Genomic DNA, 16,257 nt, shown 5'->3' on the forward strand with positions numbered 1-16,257 from the left:
AGATGGAGAATTTTTGAGTAGGTGGGAATAACATGCAAACAGTAGAAGATTATCTTTCATTCTTACATACGAAAGGATTTAAATTATCAGAGGAAGCACAAGGATTTATTATGTTCGGACAAGGATATACTGGTGCATCTGATGGTATTGTGAACGCGGCAATAGAAGCGACAATTAAACATCAATTACAGTTTGATGGAAGTTATTTTGTTGCGTTATTAGAACGATTGAAAGAAGAAGAAATTACAGATAAAAAAAGCGCTAAGGCTTTTATGCGAAAGTTACAAGCGTAACTTCACGCAGCCTGCGCTTCTTTTTTTGTTTTGGAAGGTAATTCAACAAAAACCATGCCTAGGAAAATACATAGACATCCGATAATAGCAGAAATAGAAAGTTGTTCGTTTGCAACGAGAACGCCTGTTAATGCAGCAAAAACGGGCTCCATTGCGAAAATAATTGCTACTCTCGTTGGAGACGTATGTTTTTGTGCAGATGTTTGAATGAAAAAAGCAATGGATGTCGCGAATAGGGAAGTTAGAAATAGAGCGAATAAAAAAGAAGAATTCGTCCATAGTGCTACTGAAAATAATTTTTCCCAATCTTCAAACAAAAAGGCGCAAATAGAAGAAAACATACCGACAGCTAATACTTGCGACGTGCTTAATAATAAAGGTGATATTTTCTTAGAGAAGAAGCCGTTAACGAGAATATGAGCAGCGAAAGCAACTGCACAACCGAGAACGAGTATATCGCCGATGTTTAATTGAAAAGAATCACCAGCTGTTAATAAGTATAAACCTGCTGTTGCTACAGCAATACCAAATACGATAAAAATAGTAGCTTTTTGTTTTAAAAAGATAAAAGATAGAATTGGTACCATAACGATACTAAGCCCTGTTAAGAAGCCTGCTTTTGAAGAAGTTGTATAAAGTAAGCCGAATGTTTGTAATACATAGCCAATACATAAAAAGAATCCAACGATTAATCCAGCGAGGCTACTCTGTTTTATATCTTGTTTTGAAGATTTTTTTGAGAAAATCATTTGAACGAATAATAAAATAATTCCAGCGAATAAAAAGCGAATACCATTAAAAGTAAATGGACCAACGAAAGACATAGCATTTTGAACGACAACAAATGTAGCTCCCCAAATAAAAGAGACGAATAATAACGCAAGAGGAGCAATCCAATCTTTTTTCACACTCATCCCCCCGTTAATTTTGTAAGATAGCTTTTCTAGCTAATTCATCAGCAACTTTATTTTGACTACTTGGAATCCACTTAATAAAAAAGAGATCAAAACTTTTTATGTACTGTAATGCTTCCTCTAATAGTGGTGCAAACATTTTATTTTTTGCGTATTCTTTTTCAACAGCTCGCTCGACAAGTTGCGAATCTGTACGAAAAGAGACAATGTTATAATTATGCTCCGTGCAATATTTTAATGCCGCAAGTAAAGCGTGGTATTCTGCTTCATGATTGGACATTCTCCCAAGGGGCAGTGATAATTGTACAGCTGGTTGCACCCCTTTAATAAACACGCCTGCACCAGAAGGACCAGGATTTCCTTTTGATGCACCATCAATATATACTTCAATCAAAATGAGAAACCTCCATATTATAAGATGATCCCCTACTTATATGTTTCCTTGAAGTAGGGGATAGAGTAACTTAGCCGATTGTAATACTATAACGACATGTAAATGTTTCATTCGCTTGTAAAGATTGAATTCCTTTTTTTTCCTTGAAATCTTTTGCTGGATTTACTTCATCAGCAATACCGTACCAAGGTTCAATACATAAGAAAGGTGCGTTCTCGCCTGGTGTCCACACGCCAACAAATGGGAATCCATCAAATTCTACTTTTACAAATTTATTATGTTTATGAGAACGAATAGAGATTTCATCCGTATTCATATTTTCAAAAATAAGCGCATCATTTTTAAATAAATCGTATGTAAGTGGTAATTCATTCGTATTTTCAGCAATTAATTGTTTTTTACTTGAAAGGTAAGGTCCTTCTAATACGCTTGTTTCTAAGCGTTCAGAATCATTAAATGATAAATGATAATCTGTAAATGATTCGCCCTCTAATAAGGGGAAGTTGAAACCAGGGTGTGCTCCGATTGAGAAGAACATCTCTTTTGAAGCAGGATTATTTACTTCATATGTTACATGAACGATTTGTTCATCTAGTTCATAAGAAACGAGTAATTCGAATTCGTATGGGTATTTTTTTAATGTCTCTTCATTACTAGTAACAATGTAAGTGATTTTTGTTTCACTTTGTTCTTTTACAGAGAATGTAAGATCACGAGCAAAGCCGTGCTGTGTTAAAGAATATGGTTTACCATCTACGTAGTATGTATTATCTACTAATCGGCCGACAATTGGGAATAAAATTGGTGCGCGGCGCCCCCAATAAGTAGAATCGCCTTGCCATAAGTATTCAGTGTTATCTTCTTTTAAGCGAACGCTTTGTAATTCTGCACCATTGTCAGAAATGGAAACGATCACTTTTTCATTTTGAATTGTTGCTGTCATGAAGTGAAACCTCCTAAAACTTTCATATGTTTTATTATACGTTGTCCAAAAGAAAAAAGGTAGTTAATGATAGGGATCTATTGACGAAAGAGTGTGTATTGCGTAGAATATAATCTTGTTGCTTAAAAAACGAATAACGTGGTTCGAAACCATCCCACGTAAAAAAACTAAGGAGATTTTGTCATGAATATTAGAACATTAGTCGGTAATGGTATTTTAGCGGCATTATATATTGCTGTTTCTATGCTGATTCAGCCATTTGGCTTTACGAATGTACAGTTTCGTATTTCAGAGATGTTTAATCATCTTGTTGTATTTAATAAGAAAGCAATTTACGGAATTGTATTAGGTGTATTTTTAACAAATCTCTTTTTCTCACCTATGATCGCTTACGATTTAGTATTTGGAGTAGGGCAATCTATTCTTGCATTAGTTGCAACGATTATTTCTATGCGATTTATTAAAGGTGTTTGGGCTCGTATGATTTTTAATACAGTTATTTTTACAATTACAATGTTTATGATTGCAACTGAACTTCATCTTGCATTTGATTTACCATTTATGTTGACTTGGTTAACATGTGCAATCGGTGAATTTGTTGTCATGGCGATTGGTATGCCTGTAATGTACTGGATTAATAAACGAGTACAATTTGAAAGATTTATGCAATAGATGAAAGAGCTATTCCTATAGGGATAGCTCTTTTTGTATGTAAGCAAATTGAATATAATGCTGTGACTCTTGATACAATATAATAAAATAAAGTGAGGCTTTCATTAGCTGACTACATATAAGAAATCTTATATAAGGGGAATCTAGTATGAAATATAAAATCCATTGGTTGTATAAAACAAAGAGCGGATTACAGACGGAATTAACGACAGATTATATGAACATAGAAGATGCATTGCAATTTGCAGAGGATTTCGAGAAAACAGGAAGAGTGAAAGAACTATCATTTTATGATGAAATGGATGCAGAATGGTCATTAAAGGAAATGAAAAAGCTGAGTAAACAAGTGGAGGAAGAGCCCCAAGAAATACTCGTTTATTTTGATGGCGGTTATGATGTACAGAAGAAAGAAGCTGGAGTAGGTATATGTGTATACTATAAAAAAGGAAATACAAAATACCGAATTCGCCGTAATGCATATATAGAAGGTATATATGATAATAATGAAGCGGAATATGCATCATTACTATATGGCATGAATATACTCGAGGAATTAGGAATTAAGTATGAAGCAGTTACACTTCGCGGCGATTCTCAAGTTGTACTGCAGCAATTGGCTGGAGAATGGCCGTGTTATGATGAGCATTTAAATCATTACTTAGATCAAATTGAACAAAAAGCGAAGCAAATGAAATTAAAACTTGTATGTGAGCCGATATCTAGAAAACAAAATAAAGAAGCGCATCAATTAGCTACGCAAGCATTAGAAGGAACAGTCATTGATAGTCATAAAGAAATAACCGAATAGAGAGGTGCAAAGGTGGATAAAAAGCAACTCATTACAGAGGTAAATGACTTATTAGAAACGTATTGTGAAGGATGTTTTTTGCGAGAACATAATAGAAAGACAAATAGTAAGTATTATGCTCATTCATTTTGTATACGACAATGTACAGTTGGAGAAACATTGAAAAAGTATGGAGAACAGTTATCATGAAAAAACATCCAGAGAAAATTCTCTGGATGTTTTTTAGTGTCTTGCTTCATTTAATTGATGCTCGCATTTACTTAATTTCTTTTCCTCATTCATTAAAAATGGCTCATCTAAATCTGTCGCAACAGATTTCATAATTTCAAGCTGAGAGCGAGCGGCTTCTACAGCAGTAGTCGCATGCTCTAATGTATCTGGATCCATTGAAATTGTCGCTGATCCTACCATTTTTTGTGCTGTTTCTACACGGAATTTCACTTCTTCAAAATCATTTACTTCTGATCCCATTATTAATTCCTCCTTTGTATATTGCGCATTTCACATAGTTTTTGCTCTGTAAAACGGAAATATACAAAGGAATAACAAAGGAGGTTACCAAGTAAGGTAACCTCCTGTTATATGTTGGATTAAAGTTTTACTACGTTAGCAGCTTGAGGTCCGCGGTTTCCTTCAGTGATATCGAAAGATACTTCTTGACCTTCTTCTAAAGCTTTGTAGCCGTCACCTTGAATAGCAGAGAAATGTACGAATACATCGTCAGCGCCTTCCATTTCGATAAATCCAAAACCTTTTTCGTTGTTAAACCATTTTACTTTTCCTTGCATGCTACAATTCCTCCTAAAAACATTTGCTTTTTTCATTTAGTGAAATTCATTTGAAAGATAATATAAACTAAAAATGCTATAATCTTGAATATTCTGCTAAATGATTAATTTAAATATACACGAATTGGTAGAAATTAGTCAAGTAAGCGATTTTATTTTTTTGTATTTTTAAATAATTTTCCAGCCGAATTTTTAAATAGGTATAGGACAGGCCGAGTATGTAATATTCTTAATTGAATGCTATACATAATGAGGTGAAAGAAAGAATGAATGAGTCTTATTTATTAGATAATGAAGGAATGAGAACGAGAACTGACATACCAAATTGGGTTACAAAAGAATTTCAAAATTTTTCGAGTGTCGTGCTAGAACCAACTTTCCCGTGTTATTTCGGCTTAACAGCTTTAAAAAAGAATGAACTTCGTTATTCATTTCTCTCTCATAATGATTGGAGTCATTTGCCACATACAATGTTATCTTTTTTAGAGTTAATGAAAGAGCGCCCAATTGTAAGAAGAGGGTTCTTTCTTTTTGTGGAACCGGAATGTGAGGAACAATCACTGGAATATTATCGTGATTATTTTTGGAAAGTACTACAATATTTACATGAAAACGATGATCAAACATGGCCGAAGCAAATTCCGGAAGACCCAGACCATTACTTATGGGAATTTTCATTTGGTGGTGAACCGATATTCGCATTTGGAAATGCGCCAGCTTATAAACAAAGAAAAACTAGGCATTTAGGAAATTCTCTCGTTATTGGGTTTCAACCACGCACCATCTTTGATGGATTAGAAGGGGATCGCCCTAAAGGAGCATATTCAAGACAAACGGTCCGAGATCGAGTTGAAAAGTGGGATCAGCTGCCGAAACATCCTAATATTAGTCATTATGGTGATCCAGATCATCGCGAATGGAAACAATACTTCATAGGAGACGATGTAGAGGTGGTAAAAGGAAAATGTCCTTTTCTTCATAAGTTAGAAAAGTAAGAGCCATCATCCAGATGGCTCTTTTGTATATTTTGGATAAAAAAGGGTATTTTAGTAGTAAATATTTTGATGAAAGCTAGTCTATTTTTAATCATTACAACATTACTTAATAGTAAAGGAAGTAGAAAGGATAGAGCGATGTTTGGAGCGATTATACAACAAATTGTATTAGGTATTTCATTAGCTGCGCCAGTAGGTCCGATTAATATTGAAATGTTAAAACGAGGAATTGAACGAGGTTTTTGGCATGCGTGGGTTGTTGGAATTGGTGGGATGACTGCAGATATTTTGTTTATGCTTCTCATCTACTTCGGTTTATCTTCTGTGTTTATGTATACATATGTACAAGCTTTTATGTATTGCACAGGGTTTTTCTTATTATTTTATTTAGGATTTCAAAGTGTAAAACAAGGAATTTCCCACACGAATATGGAATATAAAAAGGAAGAGGTAGGTGGCCTGAAACAATCGTTTATGGCAGGTTTTTTAATTGCGATATCCAATCCATTAAATCTTGTTTTTTGGTTTGGTATATACGGAAGTACACTTAGCTCATTGCTTACGAAGGTAACGAAACAAGAAGCATTTTTGTACAGTCTTTGTATTATCGTTGGCATTATTTTATGGAATTTAAATATTGCTTTTTCTGTCCATTTTGGCAGAACTTTATTAAAGCAAAAAGCACTTGGCTATATAACAGCCGGAGCAGGTATTATTTTAGTAGGATATTCTATCCATTTTGCATACAAAGCTTTACAGTTGTTCACATAAGATTGAAGGGGAGATTTTTATGTATCGAACCACTATTGACGGAAAAGAAATTATTATTACGTTAGCACCAAAAATCCGAAAAGAAATTACTGATAGGAATCCACTATATGAAGCGGTATTTCATACTGCAGCAAGATTACTACAAACAAAGCAACCGACGTTTGCGGTAAATCATGAAATATTTGGGCTCATTATTGGAGAGGTACAAAGAGGAGAAGTAACAGTGTTTGCGGTGGAACATATTATTCCAAAGCAAAATATATTTGGATCGAACAATTTTTTCTCGACAATAGAGCAGCAGGCAAATTTGTAAAGTGAATAGAATAAAATAAAAAATAAAAGAAATAGTCGTAACGATATGTTGCGGCTGTTTTTTTGGAAAAGGGGGAAGGAAGATGAAGAGAGTGGGGAAAGAGTTCTTTTTACAACATGATATCGTTATTATGTATAGTATTTTATTTGTTTTTATCATTATTTTAAAAATGCAATTTTTCACATGGATCGGTATGTTCGCGTGTTTGTTTGGGATTGTTTTTTATACGCTTAACGAATATATGACACATCGATTTTTATTTCACTTAAAGCCACCTAAAAACGTATTTTTATTAAAAATGTTAAGAAGATTACATTATGATCATCACGTATATCCAGATGATTTAAAACTATTATTTTTGCCTGTATGGTTTAGTATACCTAGTTTTACTATATATTTACTTATATCATACGCTATAACAAAAAGTGTTACTATTACACTTTCATTCGGAATTGGAATGATTATTATGCTTCTCGTTTATGAATGGAAACATTATATTGCACATAAGCCAATTCGTCCGTTCACTAAGTTTGGGCGATGGCTCAAAAAACAGCACATATTACACCATTATAAAAATGAAAAGTTTTGGTTTGGTGTTTCAAATCCCGTATTCGATTTCATATTTGGAACGCTTAAAGATGGAAAGGACGTTGAATTAAGCGAAACAGCTCGTAATTTAGAAAAAGAGAAAAAGACAGAAGTAGTGCGATAAGCACTACTTTTTTATTCTGTTTTAATGGGCATCAAATCTTGACTGGTATGAGATTGAAGTACGTAATTTTTATGTTGAAAAAGTATATTAAAAATTTAGGGGAAATTGCCGAAAAATGTCTATCGAAAAATCTTTGCAGGAATGTATGGATTGTCTAAAATGGAAATAAGTTTCTGAATATTTATAAAATTTAGTCTTTAGGTATACAAGGGGGAATTGTATTTTCAGTAAGAGAGGGGAATGGGAATGAAAAGAGATGATACGTCAGCACGTAAGTTACAAAATGAAGTGAATTATACAGAGGTTGTTCAGTCAGAAGAATTTCAATTGCTATTAAATACGAAAAAGAAGTTTATCGTTCCGATGAGTATTTTCTTTTTAAGCTTTTTTATTGCATTACCTATTTTAACATCGTATTCAAAGGTACTCAATACACCAGCATTTGGGGATGTTACGTGGGCATGGGTGTTTGCATTTGCGCAATTTATCATGACGTGGTCATTATGTATGATTTATAGCAAAAAAGCAGAATCCTTTGATGAAATCTCGCAAAAAATTCTACAAGATATGCAAAAAGGGAGGGGCTGACTTTGAATATAACCGCTTTTGCACTATTTTTAATCATCGTTCTTGGTACACTCGTCATAACTTATTTTGCATCAAAGAAAACAAAAAATGCAAGTGAGTTTTATACAGCTGGAGGAGGATTAACTGGTTGGCAAAATGGTCTGGCCATTGCGGGAGATTACATGTCTGCTGCGTCATTTCTTGGTATAGCCGGAGCGATCGCATTAACTGGGTTTGATGGGTTCTTTTATAGTATCGGCTTTTTAGTTGCTTATTTAGTTGTTCTATACCTTGTTGCAGAACCGCTTAGAAATTTAGGGAAGTACACGTTAGCGGATATGATTGCGGCACGTTTTGATGCGAAAAAAGTTCGCGGCGTTGCAGCGCTTAATACAATGACGATTTCGATTTTTTATATGATTGCACAATTAGTTGGGGCTGGTGCACTTATTAAATTATTATTAGGGATCGAATATACGACATCAGTTTTAATCGTTGGTACATTAATGACAGTGTACGTTATTTTTGGCGGAATGACTGCGACGAGTTGGGTACAAATCGTTAAGGCTGTACTACTTATGGCTGGTACATTTATTATTTCTGTTATCGTTTTCTCAAAATTTAATTTTAGTGTGACTGAAATGTTCGCGCAAATGAAAACTGCTACTCCGTTAAAAGATTCGTTTTTAAATCCAGGAGTAAAGTATAAGGATGGTCTTGATACACTGTCTTTAAATTTAGGACTAGTTCTTGGTACTGCCGGATTACCCCATATTCTTGTTCGCTTTTTTACAGTACGTGATGCAAAAACGGCACGGCAATCTGTTGTGTACGCTACGTGGTTAATTGGCGCATTTTATATTATGACAATCTTCTTAGGATTTGGGGCAGCAGCATTTGTAGGGAATGAGGCAATTATGAAAGCAAACCCTGCTGGTAATATGGCAGCACCTTTATTAGCTAAAGCGTTAGGTGGAGATTTCTTATTTGCTTTCGTTTCAGCAATTGCCTTTGCAACTATTTTAGCTGTAGTGGCAGGCCTTGTATTAACAGCAGCATCAGCATTTGCACATGATTTTTATAATGAAATTATTCGCAAGGGGAAATCAACGGAAAAAGAGCAAGTTTCAATGGCTCGCTATGCGTCTATTGGGGTAGCGGTATTATCCATTATACTAGCGTTATTTGCTCAAACATTGAACGTAGCATTTTTAGTTTCATTAGCATTCGCAGTTGCAGCGAGTGCAAATCTACCAGTTATATTATTCACAATATATTGGAAGCGCTTCAATACAACAGGTGCTATTTCGGGTATGGTCGTTGGTCTTGTATCAGCAATTGTTCTCGTAGCATTAAGTCCAAATGTTTGGAACCCTGTAGCTGGAAAAGCTATATTTGTGGGGGAAGCGATTTTCCCATATACGACACCTGGAATTATTTCAATTCCGCTTGGATTCCTTGCAGCATATTTAGGAACAGTTTTATCTAGTAAGAAAGAAGATGCTGCGAAATTTGATGAGATTCTTGTAAAATCTAATACAGGTCATGGTGTTAGTGATGCATCGTCGCATTAAAAAAAGAGGGGCTTTTCGATATATAAGAAAAGCTCCTTTTTCTTGTAAATATTACTGTATTGTAAGTAGGATTTTGTCTTAATTTTGTGGAATGAAAATAAGCAGGGAGAAATTTAAATCATCATGGCACCAGCGCAGCTTTTGTGAAAAATAAGTTGTTATGGAAGGTGGAAGAAATGATGAAAACGAAACAGACTGATGAATTATTAGCAAAAGATGAGCAATATGTTTGGCACGGAATGCGTCCCTTTAGTCCAAATAGTACAATGGTAGGGGCAAAAGCAGAAGGGTGCTGGGTTGAAGATATAGAAGGGAAAAGATATTTAGATGGTATGAGTGGTCTTTGGTGTGTGAATAGTGGATACGGAAGAAAAGAGCTTGCAGAGGCGGCTTATAAGCAATTACAAACATTATCATACTTTCCGATGTCACAATCGCATGAACCGGCTATAAAGCTTGCAGAAAAATTAAATGAGTGGCTTGGAGGGGAGTATGTTATTTTCTTCTCTAATAGTGGCTCGGAAGCGAACGAAACGGCTTTTAAAATAGCAAGGCAATACTATGCTCAAAAAGGTGAACCGCATCGTTATAAATTTATGTCACGTTACCGAGGGTATCATGGAAATACAATGGCAACGATGGCAGCGACGGGACAAGCACAGCGTAGATATCAATATGAGCCATTTGCTTCAGGATTTTTACATGTAACACCGCCAGATTGTTATCGTATGCCTGAAATAGAAAGAGAGAACATTTATGATGTAGAATGTGTAAAAGAAGTAGATCGCGTTATGACATGGGAATTAAGTGAAACGATTGCAGCTTTTATTATGGAACCAATTATTACGGGCGGAGGCATTTTAATGCCGCCACAAGACTATATGAAAGCTATTCATGAAACGTGTCAAAAACACGGTGCACTTCTCATTAGCGATGAAGTAATTTGCGGTTTCGGACGTACAGGAAAAGCATTTGGATTTATGAATTATGACGTTCAGCCGGATATTATTACGATGGCAAAAGGGATTACGAGTGCATATTTACCGTTATCAGCGACAGCTGTGAAAAGAGAAATATATGAAGCATTTAAAGGGAAGGGAGAATATGAATTCTTCCGTCATATTAATACATTTGGTGGAAATCCTGCGGCTTGTGCATTAGCGCTTAAAAACTTGGAGATTATGGAAAATGAAAATTTAATTGAGCGGTCTGCACAAATGGGCTCGCTTTTATTAGAGCAATTAAAAGAAGAAATTGGAGAGCATCCACTTGTTGGGAATATTAGAGGGAAAGGTCTACTAGTTGGAATTGAACTAGTAAATGATAAAGAGACGAAAGAGCCAATTGATAACGACAAAATTGCAAGTGTTGTAAATGCTTGTAAAGAAAAAGGGTTAATTATAGGACGAAACGGCATGACAACAGCAGGATATAATAACGTCTTAACGTTAGCACCACCACTTGTTATTTCAAGTGAAGAAATCGCCTTTGTTGTTGGAACGTTGAAGACAGCGATGGAACGCATTTAATGAACGAAGCGAGTCGTAATACGGCTCGCTTTTGTTTATTATGTGAAATATGATACATTTTCAAAGGGAGGGGAATTTTTATGAAGAAATATGATCCTAGTCAACATTATCACATCGGATATTATGAAGATGGATATGATTTAGAAGTGACGGCGTACAAAAGAATAAATGAACCAGTTTGGGATGCTTATATTCTGCACTTCGAGGCAGACGATTTTTATAAAAAAGTGGAGGAAATGAAACTAGGTGAATATATAGATGATTACGGCATTATGGTGTATTCATTTAGTAATGATATGGATGATGAAGAAGCACGAATTATTTTTGAAAAAGGGTTAAAAAAGAACGAGATTGTTTAAAGATAAAATGAAAAAAGAGATTACTATCTTATAAGATAGTAATCTCTTTTTATTGTAGAAAGCTTATTTACTTGCTTTCATTGCTTTATCTTTAGCACCAAAAGTGTATTTTAACATTGGTGGTGTAATCATTGTAGTTAAAATAACGACGATAACGATAGCTGTAAAGTAATCTTGTGCTAAAAGACCTGAAGACAGTCCTGTTCCTGCGATGATAAGTGCAACTTCACCACGAGAAACCATTCCAGCCCCGATAATGGCAGAAGACTTAGCGTCAAATCCAGTCATTCGTGCACCGAATCCACAACCAATTAGTTTCGTTAATACAGCGATTACTGTTAATGCTAGGATGAACCAAATTTGATTGCCAATACCGTCAAATGTAATATTCATACCAATACTAACGAAGAACACTGGAACGAACATAGCGTAAGCGATTGGTTCTACTTTCTTTTCTACTTCATGTTTGTAGTTCGTTTGAGAAATAGCGATACCAGCTGCGAAAGCACCGATAATACCAGCAATTCCTAATAATTCACCGAAATATGCGAATGAGAAACAGATGATAAGAGCCGCGCTTACGATAGACTCAGATACGCGCAGTGGTGATAACCAGCGCATGATTGCAGGAACACCTTTCCATCCGATTAAAATAATAGAAGCGAAGAATACAACTTTCTTCAAGATAACCATTGTTAAGTTAACATCGTCTGTACCTAAGAAGCTCATTGCAAATGCTAATAAAATAACAACAAGAATGTCATCAAATACAGCTGCGCCAAGCATAGTTGTACTTTCACGTGTTTTCATCTTTCCTAAATCACGAAGTGTTTGTACGGAAATACTAACACTTGTCGCACATAGAAGTAATCCTAAAAATACAGCATTTCCTTGTTCCATTCCCATAACAAGACCAGAAACGTAACCACCTACGAATGGAAGAAGGATACCTCCAAGTGCAACTGCTAAAGAAGAATTACGATTTGCGTTTAATTCCTCTAAGTCTGTTTCAAGTCCTGCCATAAACATTAAAAGAATAACACCGACATTACTTAATTGTGTTAGAAGCTCTGAATTTTCAATCCAACCTAATATAGCTGGACCGATAACGATACCGACAATTAATTTACCTAGTACAGAAGGTTGACCTAGTCTAACACTAAGATCACCAGCAAGCTTTGTACTTAATAAAATAAGTGCAATTTGAAAGAAAAATTCGAAATCCATCGGATCCTCTCCTCATCATTTTTATTTTTATCATACGATTTCTCGGAATTTGCCTAATGAAAATATGTAAAACACATTAAACAAAGGGTCTGATTACAAGTTCTTTTGAACTCGTAATTTGAACCTGTAATTAATATATAATAAAATGTATGAAAAATCAATGAAAAAATAGCAGATTTTCATGATAGGATTCGATTTAGGTATGGAGGGAATCACTATATAATAAGAAGAAATAAGGCTACATTTTTTATGAATTGGAGAAGGATATATGTTATTAAATAAACGTTTTACAATTGGAGAAATGGCAAAAATGCATAATATAGCGGAATCTACTTTACGCTATTATGATGAAAAGGGGATTTTTCATCCGTCTATTGTGGACCCGCAAACAAATTATCGCTATTATACAATCGATCAATTTTCACTATTAGATACGATTAAATTTTTACGCCAATTAAATATTCCATTAAAGGAAATTAAGAAATATATTGATGAAAGAAATCCAGCATACGCACTCAATTTACTGGAAAAACAACAAGAAATGATGTTGAAAAAACAAAGAGACATTGAGTATGCTTTGGCGAAAATGGAACATAGAATTCATTTAATAAAGAAGGCGACAAAAGCAGAAACCGATCGAATTGTTATTAAAAAGATACCGAAAAGAAAAATAACAGCGATTGCAGTGGCGCCGAATACGACAGATGATATGTTTGATTACTATATTCATTCGCTTCAAAAAAATATGAAGCAAATGGATGATAGTCTATTTTCAGGAGATATAGGTGTGACAATTTCCAAAAAAGCATTCATGCAAAATGAATTTCAAGCATATAGCAGTGTGTTTATTCTTTTGGATTATATGCCGTATGAAGTGCATACTTCAGATGAAATTAAAGAAAGTTTATTTGCTTGTTCTTATCACCATGGACCATATGAAGAAACAGATGCAACGTATAGGGAGTTACTTTCATACATTGATAAAGAAGGTTACGAAGTGAATGGAGATTCGATTGAGATTGGGTTGATTGATTGGTCTGTAACAGAAAATCCAGAGGAGCAAGTAACAGAAATTCAAATTCCTATAATGAAAAAACAAAGCAATAAGATGTAGGACTCGTATCATTACAAACTGGCATCAAACACGATAATTCAGTTACCTATTTTTTAATTCTCTATTGACCTTCAAGTAACTTGAAGGTTTAAACTATGAACAGAGCATTGAAAAAGGAGCATTTATATGATGGAAACAACAGAAAAATTAAGAGAAAAACCAATAAAAAGTTTATTTATTTCTTATTTAATACCAGCTGTTCTTGGAATGGTATTAATGTCAGTTAATATTGTGATTGATGCGGTTATGATTAGTCGGGGAGTTGGAGCGAACGGATTAGCAGGAGTAAACGTGGCTATTCCAGCGTTTTCAATTTTCTTCTCTATTTCATTATGGATTGGAATGGGCGGAGCAACGTTATATTCCATTGCACTAGGTGAAAATAAATTAGAAAGAGCAAGGTCTATTTTTACTCAATCCATGACGGTAGCAGTAATTATCGTAGGTGTTTTAGCAGCGATTTGCTTATGGAGAATAGAAGATTTAGCATACTTATTTGGTGCAAACGAAGTGATTTTACCGTATGCTTTAGACTATTTACACGTATTATTAACATTTGGAATGATATACGTTTTAGAAAATATTTTAAGTACATTTATACGAAATGACGGAAATCCTAATTTAGCAATGGCAGGTCTAGTTGTAACGGCTGTATTAAATATAGTGTTTGACTATATCTTTATTTTCATCTTTGGATGGGGCGTAACAGGTGCTGCCTCAGCAACTATTCTTTCAGCAGCGATTGGTTTCCTTGTATTATTAACTCACTTCTTTAGAAAAAGTAGTATTTTAAAATGGACGAAATTCCATTTTGAATGGGATACAGTTAAACAAATTATGGTAATTGGTTTCCCGAGCTTTACAGCAGAAAGCACAGTTGCAATTGTAACAATCGGTTTTAACATTGCATTCGTTCAATATGCAGGAGAAGTAGGAGTCGCTTCTTATGCGATGGTGAACAGTATTCATGCGATGACATTACTACTATTCTTCGGTGTTGGAGCAGCGTTACAACCGATCGCTAGTTTCCATTACGGGGCAAATTTATCAGAAAGATTGCGTGAAGGATTAAAGTTCGCTGTAAAAATTGCGGTAGTACTCGGTGGTATTGCAATAGTTATCGGATTATTCTTCGGGAAATATATTATTGGTCTATTTGATGTCCAATCTCCAGAGTTATTGGAGTTAACATTAACGGGTATTAGCTTGTTCTTTATCCAATATGTATTTTTAGGCTATAACATTGTGTATGGAGAGTACTTCCAATCAGTGCGACAAACGACAAAATCAGTGCTTATTATAATGAGCCGAGGGTTACTATTTATTATTCCATTATTATGGATTATGCCAAAATTATTTGGGATAAATGGAATTTGGCTCGTTATGCCAGTAGCTGAAGTATTGACAGCGATTATCGTATTTACGATGAATCGTATGAAACATCCTGTTCCGTTAAATATGACAGGAAAGAAAGAAGCGATATAATGAAGAAAATCCCCTTGAGCAAGTAAGGGGATTTTTTTACTCTTTTAAACTAATTGCAAAAGATCCATCTATTTCTTGAACAGACGCGAAAGCAACGCTTTTAATATTAGTGATGCCTTTTTCTTTTAATTCTTTATATAACCATTTTTTGTCCTTATGAATTAACTTTAAGTTATCGTATTGAATTTGCGAATCAACAATAAGAGCAATTGGTAATCCAGCATACGTAACATCTATGTTCAAATCTTTTGGAGTTAATGGTACAAGTTCACGCTTTGGTAAAATGCTAATGGCTCCGTTCGCTTCTAAAATAGCATATTCAATTTCGTGAACACTTGGGTATCCTGCAACGCGAAGGTTAGACAGTAGTTCAGCAATTGGATATCTACTTTTTTGTAAGTTCTCAAAAATAATGTCACCATGTTTAATTAAAATAATGGGGTGTCCAAGAATAAAACGATTTAGTTTGTTTAGTAAGCTTAATTTTGTAAGAAGCAAATGTAAACATGTAATAACGACCATACCGAGAAAAGCTTGCAAAGCACCAGAGACTGGTATGGCCTGAAAAGCTAAATAAGATAAAAAGATAATAGCCCCAAAATCATGAGGCGTTAGTTGTGCTAAAGCAGATTTACCGAGCAATTTAAGTGATAGTAAAAATAAGATGAAAAAGAACGATACGTTACATAAAAAGAGAAGCAATAGAGACACTCCTTCGTGCAAAGTTGTACTTACTGTTCCCGAAAGAAATATAAATATTACTTTCTAGAGGATAAATTAGGCTGAATTGGAATTTGTC

Annotated in this window: 21 protein-coding genes and 1 riboswitch; of the genes, 14 read left to right on the forward strand and 7 right to left on the reverse strand. The window is 34.7% G+C overall.

The window, feature by feature from the left end:
- Window positions 1–32: 32 nt before the first annotated feature.
- A complete protein-coding gene (locus MKX31_RS06225; protein WP_001195212.1) occupies window positions 33–293 on the forward strand; it encodes a DUF6123 family protein in 261 nt (86 codons plus the stop codon).
- Between the two features lie 2 nt (window positions 294–295).
- Here MKX31_RS06225 and MKX31_RS06230 read toward each other — a convergent pair whose 3' ends face one another.
- From MKX31_RS06230 to MKX31_RS06240, 3 genes are all read right to left on the reverse strand, one after another.
- On the reverse strand, window positions 296–1,201 hold the full coding sequence (locus MKX31_RS06230) for a DMT family transporter (RefSeq protein WP_064476573.1): 906 nt from the start codon (window positions 1,199–1,201) through the stop codon (window positions 296–298).
- A 13-nt stretch (window positions 1,202–1,214) separates the two neighbouring features.
- A complete protein-coding gene (locus MKX31_RS06235; RefSeq protein ID WP_064476572.1) occupies window positions 1,215–1,601 on the reverse strand; it encodes a reverse transcriptase-like protein in 387 nt (128 codons plus the stop codon).
- Window positions 1,602–1,671: 70 nt separating this feature from the next.
- Window positions 1,672–2,544, reverse strand: a complete 873-nt coding sequence (locus MKX31_RS06240) for an aldose 1-epimerase family protein (protein ID WP_088048421.1) — start codon at window positions 2,542–2,544, stop codon at window positions 1,672–1,674.
- A 132-nt stretch (window positions 2,545–2,676) separates the two neighbouring features.
- A riboswitch (PreQ1 riboswitch) is annotated at window positions 2,677–2,721 on the forward strand.
- Window positions 2,722–2,727: 6 nt separating this feature from the next.
- Between MKX31_RS06240 and MKX31_RS06245 the strand changes: the two genes are divergently transcribed.
- The 3 genes from MKX31_RS06245 to MKX31_RS06255 all read left to right on the forward strand — a co-directional run bounded on the left by MKX31_RS06245 (window position 2,728) and on the right by MKX31_RS06255 (window position 4,213).
- Window positions 2,728–3,216: a QueT transporter family protein gene (locus MKX31_RS06245; RefSeq protein WP_088048422.1), complete on the forward strand. Its 489-nt coding sequence runs from the start codon at window positions 2,728–2,730 to the stop codon at window positions 3,214–3,216.
- 148 nt (window positions 3,217–3,364) lie between these two features.
- On the forward strand, window positions 3,365–4,024 hold the full coding sequence (locus MKX31_RS06250) for a ribonuclease H family protein (RefSeq protein WP_088048423.1): 660 nt from the start codon (window positions 3,365–3,367) through the stop codon (window positions 4,022–4,024).
- 12 nt (window positions 4,025–4,036) lie between these two features.
- Window positions 4,037–4,213 (forward strand): zinc-finger domain-containing protein, encoded by a 177-nt coding sequence (locus MKX31_RS06255; protein ID WP_000358801.1) that lies wholly within the window; start codon window positions 4,037–4,039, stop codon window positions 4,211–4,213.
- A gap of 33 nt (window positions 4,214–4,246) precedes the next feature.
- On the opposite strand, the gene MKX31_RS06260 is transcribed toward MKX31_RS06255, so the two are convergent.
- Complete coding sequence (locus tag MKX31_RS06260) at window positions 4,247–4,495, reverse strand: DUF2564 family protein (RefSeq protein WP_000534395.1); 249 nt, start codon at window positions 4,493–4,495, stop codon at window positions 4,247–4,249.
- A 119-nt stretch (window positions 4,496–4,614) separates the two neighbouring features.
- Window positions 4,615–4,812, reverse strand: coding sequence for a cold shock-like protein CspB (gene cspB, locus MKX31_RS06265; RefSeq protein WP_001161731.1), 198 nt, complete (start codon window positions 4,810–4,812; stop codon window positions 4,615–4,617).
- Between the two features lie 266 nt (window positions 4,813–5,078).
- Here cspB and MKX31_RS06270 point away from each other — a divergent pair, with 266 nt between their 5' ends.
- The 8 genes from MKX31_RS06270 to MKX31_RS06305 all read left to right on the forward strand — a co-directional run bounded on the left by MKX31_RS06270 (window position 5,079) and on the right by MKX31_RS06305 (window position 11,632).
- Window positions 5,079–5,807, forward strand: a complete 729-nt coding sequence (locus MKX31_RS06270; protein WP_064476568.1) for a YqcI/YcgG family protein — start codon at window positions 5,079–5,081, stop codon at window positions 5,805–5,807.
- A 138-nt stretch (window positions 5,808–5,945) separates the two neighbouring features.
- Window positions 5,946–6,578, forward strand: coding sequence for a LysE family transporter (locus tag MKX31_RS06275; protein ID WP_000466561.1), 633 nt, complete (start codon window positions 5,946–5,948; stop codon window positions 6,576–6,578).
- A gap of 19 nt (window positions 6,579–6,597) precedes the next feature.
- Window positions 6,598–6,891, forward strand: coding sequence for a hypothetical protein (locus tag MKX31_RS06280; RefSeq protein ID WP_064476567.1), 294 nt, complete (start codon window positions 6,598–6,600; stop codon window positions 6,889–6,891).
- An 82-nt stretch (window positions 6,892–6,973) separates the two neighbouring features.
- On the forward strand, window positions 6,974–7,603 hold the full coding sequence (locus tag MKX31_RS06285; protein ID WP_064476566.1) for a sterol desaturase family protein: 630 nt from the start codon (window positions 6,974–6,976) through the stop codon (window positions 7,601–7,603).
- A 246-nt stretch (window positions 7,604–7,849) separates the two neighbouring features.
- Window positions 7,850–8,191 carry a DUF485 domain-containing protein gene (locus MKX31_RS06290; RefSeq protein ID WP_000817375.1) on the forward strand — a complete coding sequence of 114 codons (342 nt, stop codon included), beginning with the start codon at window positions 7,850–7,852 and terminating at the stop codon, window positions 8,189–8,191.
- Window positions 8,192–8,193: 2 nt separating this feature from the next.
- Window positions 8,194–9,744: a solute symporter family protein gene (locus tag MKX31_RS06295; RefSeq protein ID WP_001027730.1), complete on the forward strand. Its 1,551-nt coding sequence runs from the start codon at window positions 8,194–8,196 to the stop codon at window positions 9,742–9,744.
- Between the two features lie 179 nt (window positions 9,745–9,923).
- Window positions 9,924–11,273, forward strand: coding sequence for an aspartate aminotransferase family protein (locus tag MKX31_RS06300; protein WP_141669145.1), 1,350 nt, complete (start codon window positions 9,924–9,926; stop codon window positions 11,271–11,273).
- Between the two features lie 80 nt (window positions 11,274–11,353).
- Window positions 11,354–11,632 carry a DUF3986 family protein gene (locus MKX31_RS06305; RefSeq protein ID WP_088048424.1) on the forward strand — a complete coding sequence of 93 codons (279 nt, stop codon included), beginning with the start codon at window positions 11,354–11,356 and terminating at the stop codon, window positions 11,630–11,632.
- A gap of 63 nt (window positions 11,633–11,695) precedes the next feature.
- Here the strand turns inward: MKX31_RS06305 and MKX31_RS06310 are convergent, their stop codons facing one another.
- Complete coding sequence (locus MKX31_RS06310) at window positions 11,696–12,859, reverse strand: cation:proton antiporter (protein ID WP_088048425.1); 1,164 nt, start codon at window positions 12,857–12,859, stop codon at window positions 11,696–11,698.
- A gap of 268 nt (window positions 12,860–13,127) precedes the next feature.
- On the opposite strand from MKX31_RS06310, the gene MKX31_RS06315 reads away from it, so the two are divergent.
- Window positions 13,128–13,973 carry a MerR family transcriptional regulator gene (locus tag MKX31_RS06315; protein WP_088048426.1) on the forward strand — a complete coding sequence of 282 codons (846 nt, stop codon included), beginning with the start codon at window positions 13,128–13,130 and terminating at the stop codon, window positions 13,971–13,973.
- A 129-nt stretch (window positions 13,974–14,102) separates the two neighbouring features.
- Window positions 14,103–15,458, forward strand: a complete 1,356-nt coding sequence (locus MKX31_RS06320; protein ID WP_098102217.1) for an MATE family efflux transporter — start codon at window positions 14,103–14,105, stop codon at window positions 15,456–15,458.
- Between the two features lie 36 nt (window positions 15,459–15,494).
- Here the strand turns inward: MKX31_RS06320 and MKX31_RS06325 are convergent, their stop codons facing one another.
- On the reverse strand, window positions 15,495–16,160 hold the full coding sequence (locus tag MKX31_RS06325; protein ID WP_088048427.1) for a DUF421 domain-containing protein: 666 nt from the start codon (window positions 16,158–16,160) through the stop codon (window positions 15,495–15,497).
- Between the last annotated feature and the right edge of the window lie 97 nt (window positions 16,161–16,257).

The sequence above is a fragment of the Bacillus sp. FSL M8-0063 genome (assembly GCF_038005545.1).
Lineage (GTDB): Bacteria > Bacillota > Bacilli > Bacillales > Bacillaceae_G > Bacillus_A > Bacillus_A wiedmannii.

What these genes read in the sequence shown, in the direction of transcription:
- MKX31_RS06285 (WP_064476566.1), top strand. Translation starts at nt 6,974, where the DNA reads ATGAAGAGAGTGGGGAAAGAGTTCTTTTTACAACATGATATCGTTATT.
- MKX31_RS06270 (WP_064476568.1), top strand. Translation starts at nt 5,079, where the DNA reads ATGAATGAGTCTTATTTATTAGATAATGAAGGAATGAGAACGAGAACT.
- MKX31_RS06245 (WP_088048422.1), top strand. Translation starts at nt 2,728, where the DNA reads ATGAATATTAGAACATTAGTCGGTAATGGTATTTTAGCGGCATTATAT.
- MKX31_RS06225 (WP_001195212.1), top strand. Translation starts at nt 33, where the DNA reads ATGCAAACAGTAGAAGATTATCTTTCATTCTTACATACGAAAGGATTT.
- MKX31_RS06290 (WP_000817375.1), top strand. Translation starts at nt 7,850, where the DNA reads ATGAAAAGAGATGATACGTCAGCACGTAAGTTACAAAATGAAGTGAAT.
- MKX31_RS06275 (WP_000466561.1), top strand. Translation starts at nt 5,946, where the DNA reads ATGTTTGGAGCGATTATACAACAAATTGTATTAGGTATTTCATTAGCT.
- MKX31_RS06305 (WP_088048424.1), top strand. Translation starts at nt 11,354, where the DNA reads ATGAAGAAATATGATCCTAGTCAACATTATCACATCGGATATTATGAA.
- cspB (WP_001161731.1), bottom strand. Translation starts at nt 4,812, where the DNA reads ATGCAAGGAAAAGTAAAATGGTTTAACAACGAAAAAGGTTTTGGATTT.
- MKX31_RS06315 (WP_088048426.1), top strand. Translation starts at nt 13,128, where the DNA reads ATGTTATTAAATAAACGTTTTACAATTGGAGAAATGGCAAAAATGCAT.
- MKX31_RS06280 (WP_064476567.1), top strand. Translation starts at nt 6,598, where the DNA reads ATGTATCGAACCACTATTGACGGAAAAGAAATTATTATTACGTTAGCA.
- MKX31_RS06310 (WP_088048425.1), bottom strand. Translation starts at nt 12,859, where the DNA reads ATGGATTTCGAATTTTTCTTTCAAATTGCACTTATTTTATTAAGTACA.
- MKX31_RS06260 (WP_000534395.1), bottom strand. Translation starts at nt 4,495, where the DNA reads ATGGGATCAGAAGTAAATGATTTTGAAGAAGTGAAATTCCGTGTAGAA.
- MKX31_RS06250 (WP_088048423.1), top strand. Translation starts at nt 3,365, where the DNA reads ATGAAATATAAAATCCATTGGTTGTATAAAACAAAGAGCGGATTACAG.
- MKX31_RS06320 (WP_098102217.1), top strand. Translation starts at nt 14,103, where the DNA reads ATGGAAACAACAGAAAAATTAAGAGAAAAACCAATAAAAAGTTTATTT.
- MKX31_RS06240 (WP_088048421.1), bottom strand. Translation starts at nt 2,544, where the DNA reads ATGACAGCAACAATTCAAAATGAAAAAGTGATCGTTTCCATTTCTGAC.
- MKX31_RS06300 (WP_141669145.1), top strand. Translation starts at nt 9,924, where the DNA reads ATGAAAACGAAACAGACTGATGAATTATTAGCAAAAGATGAGCAATAT.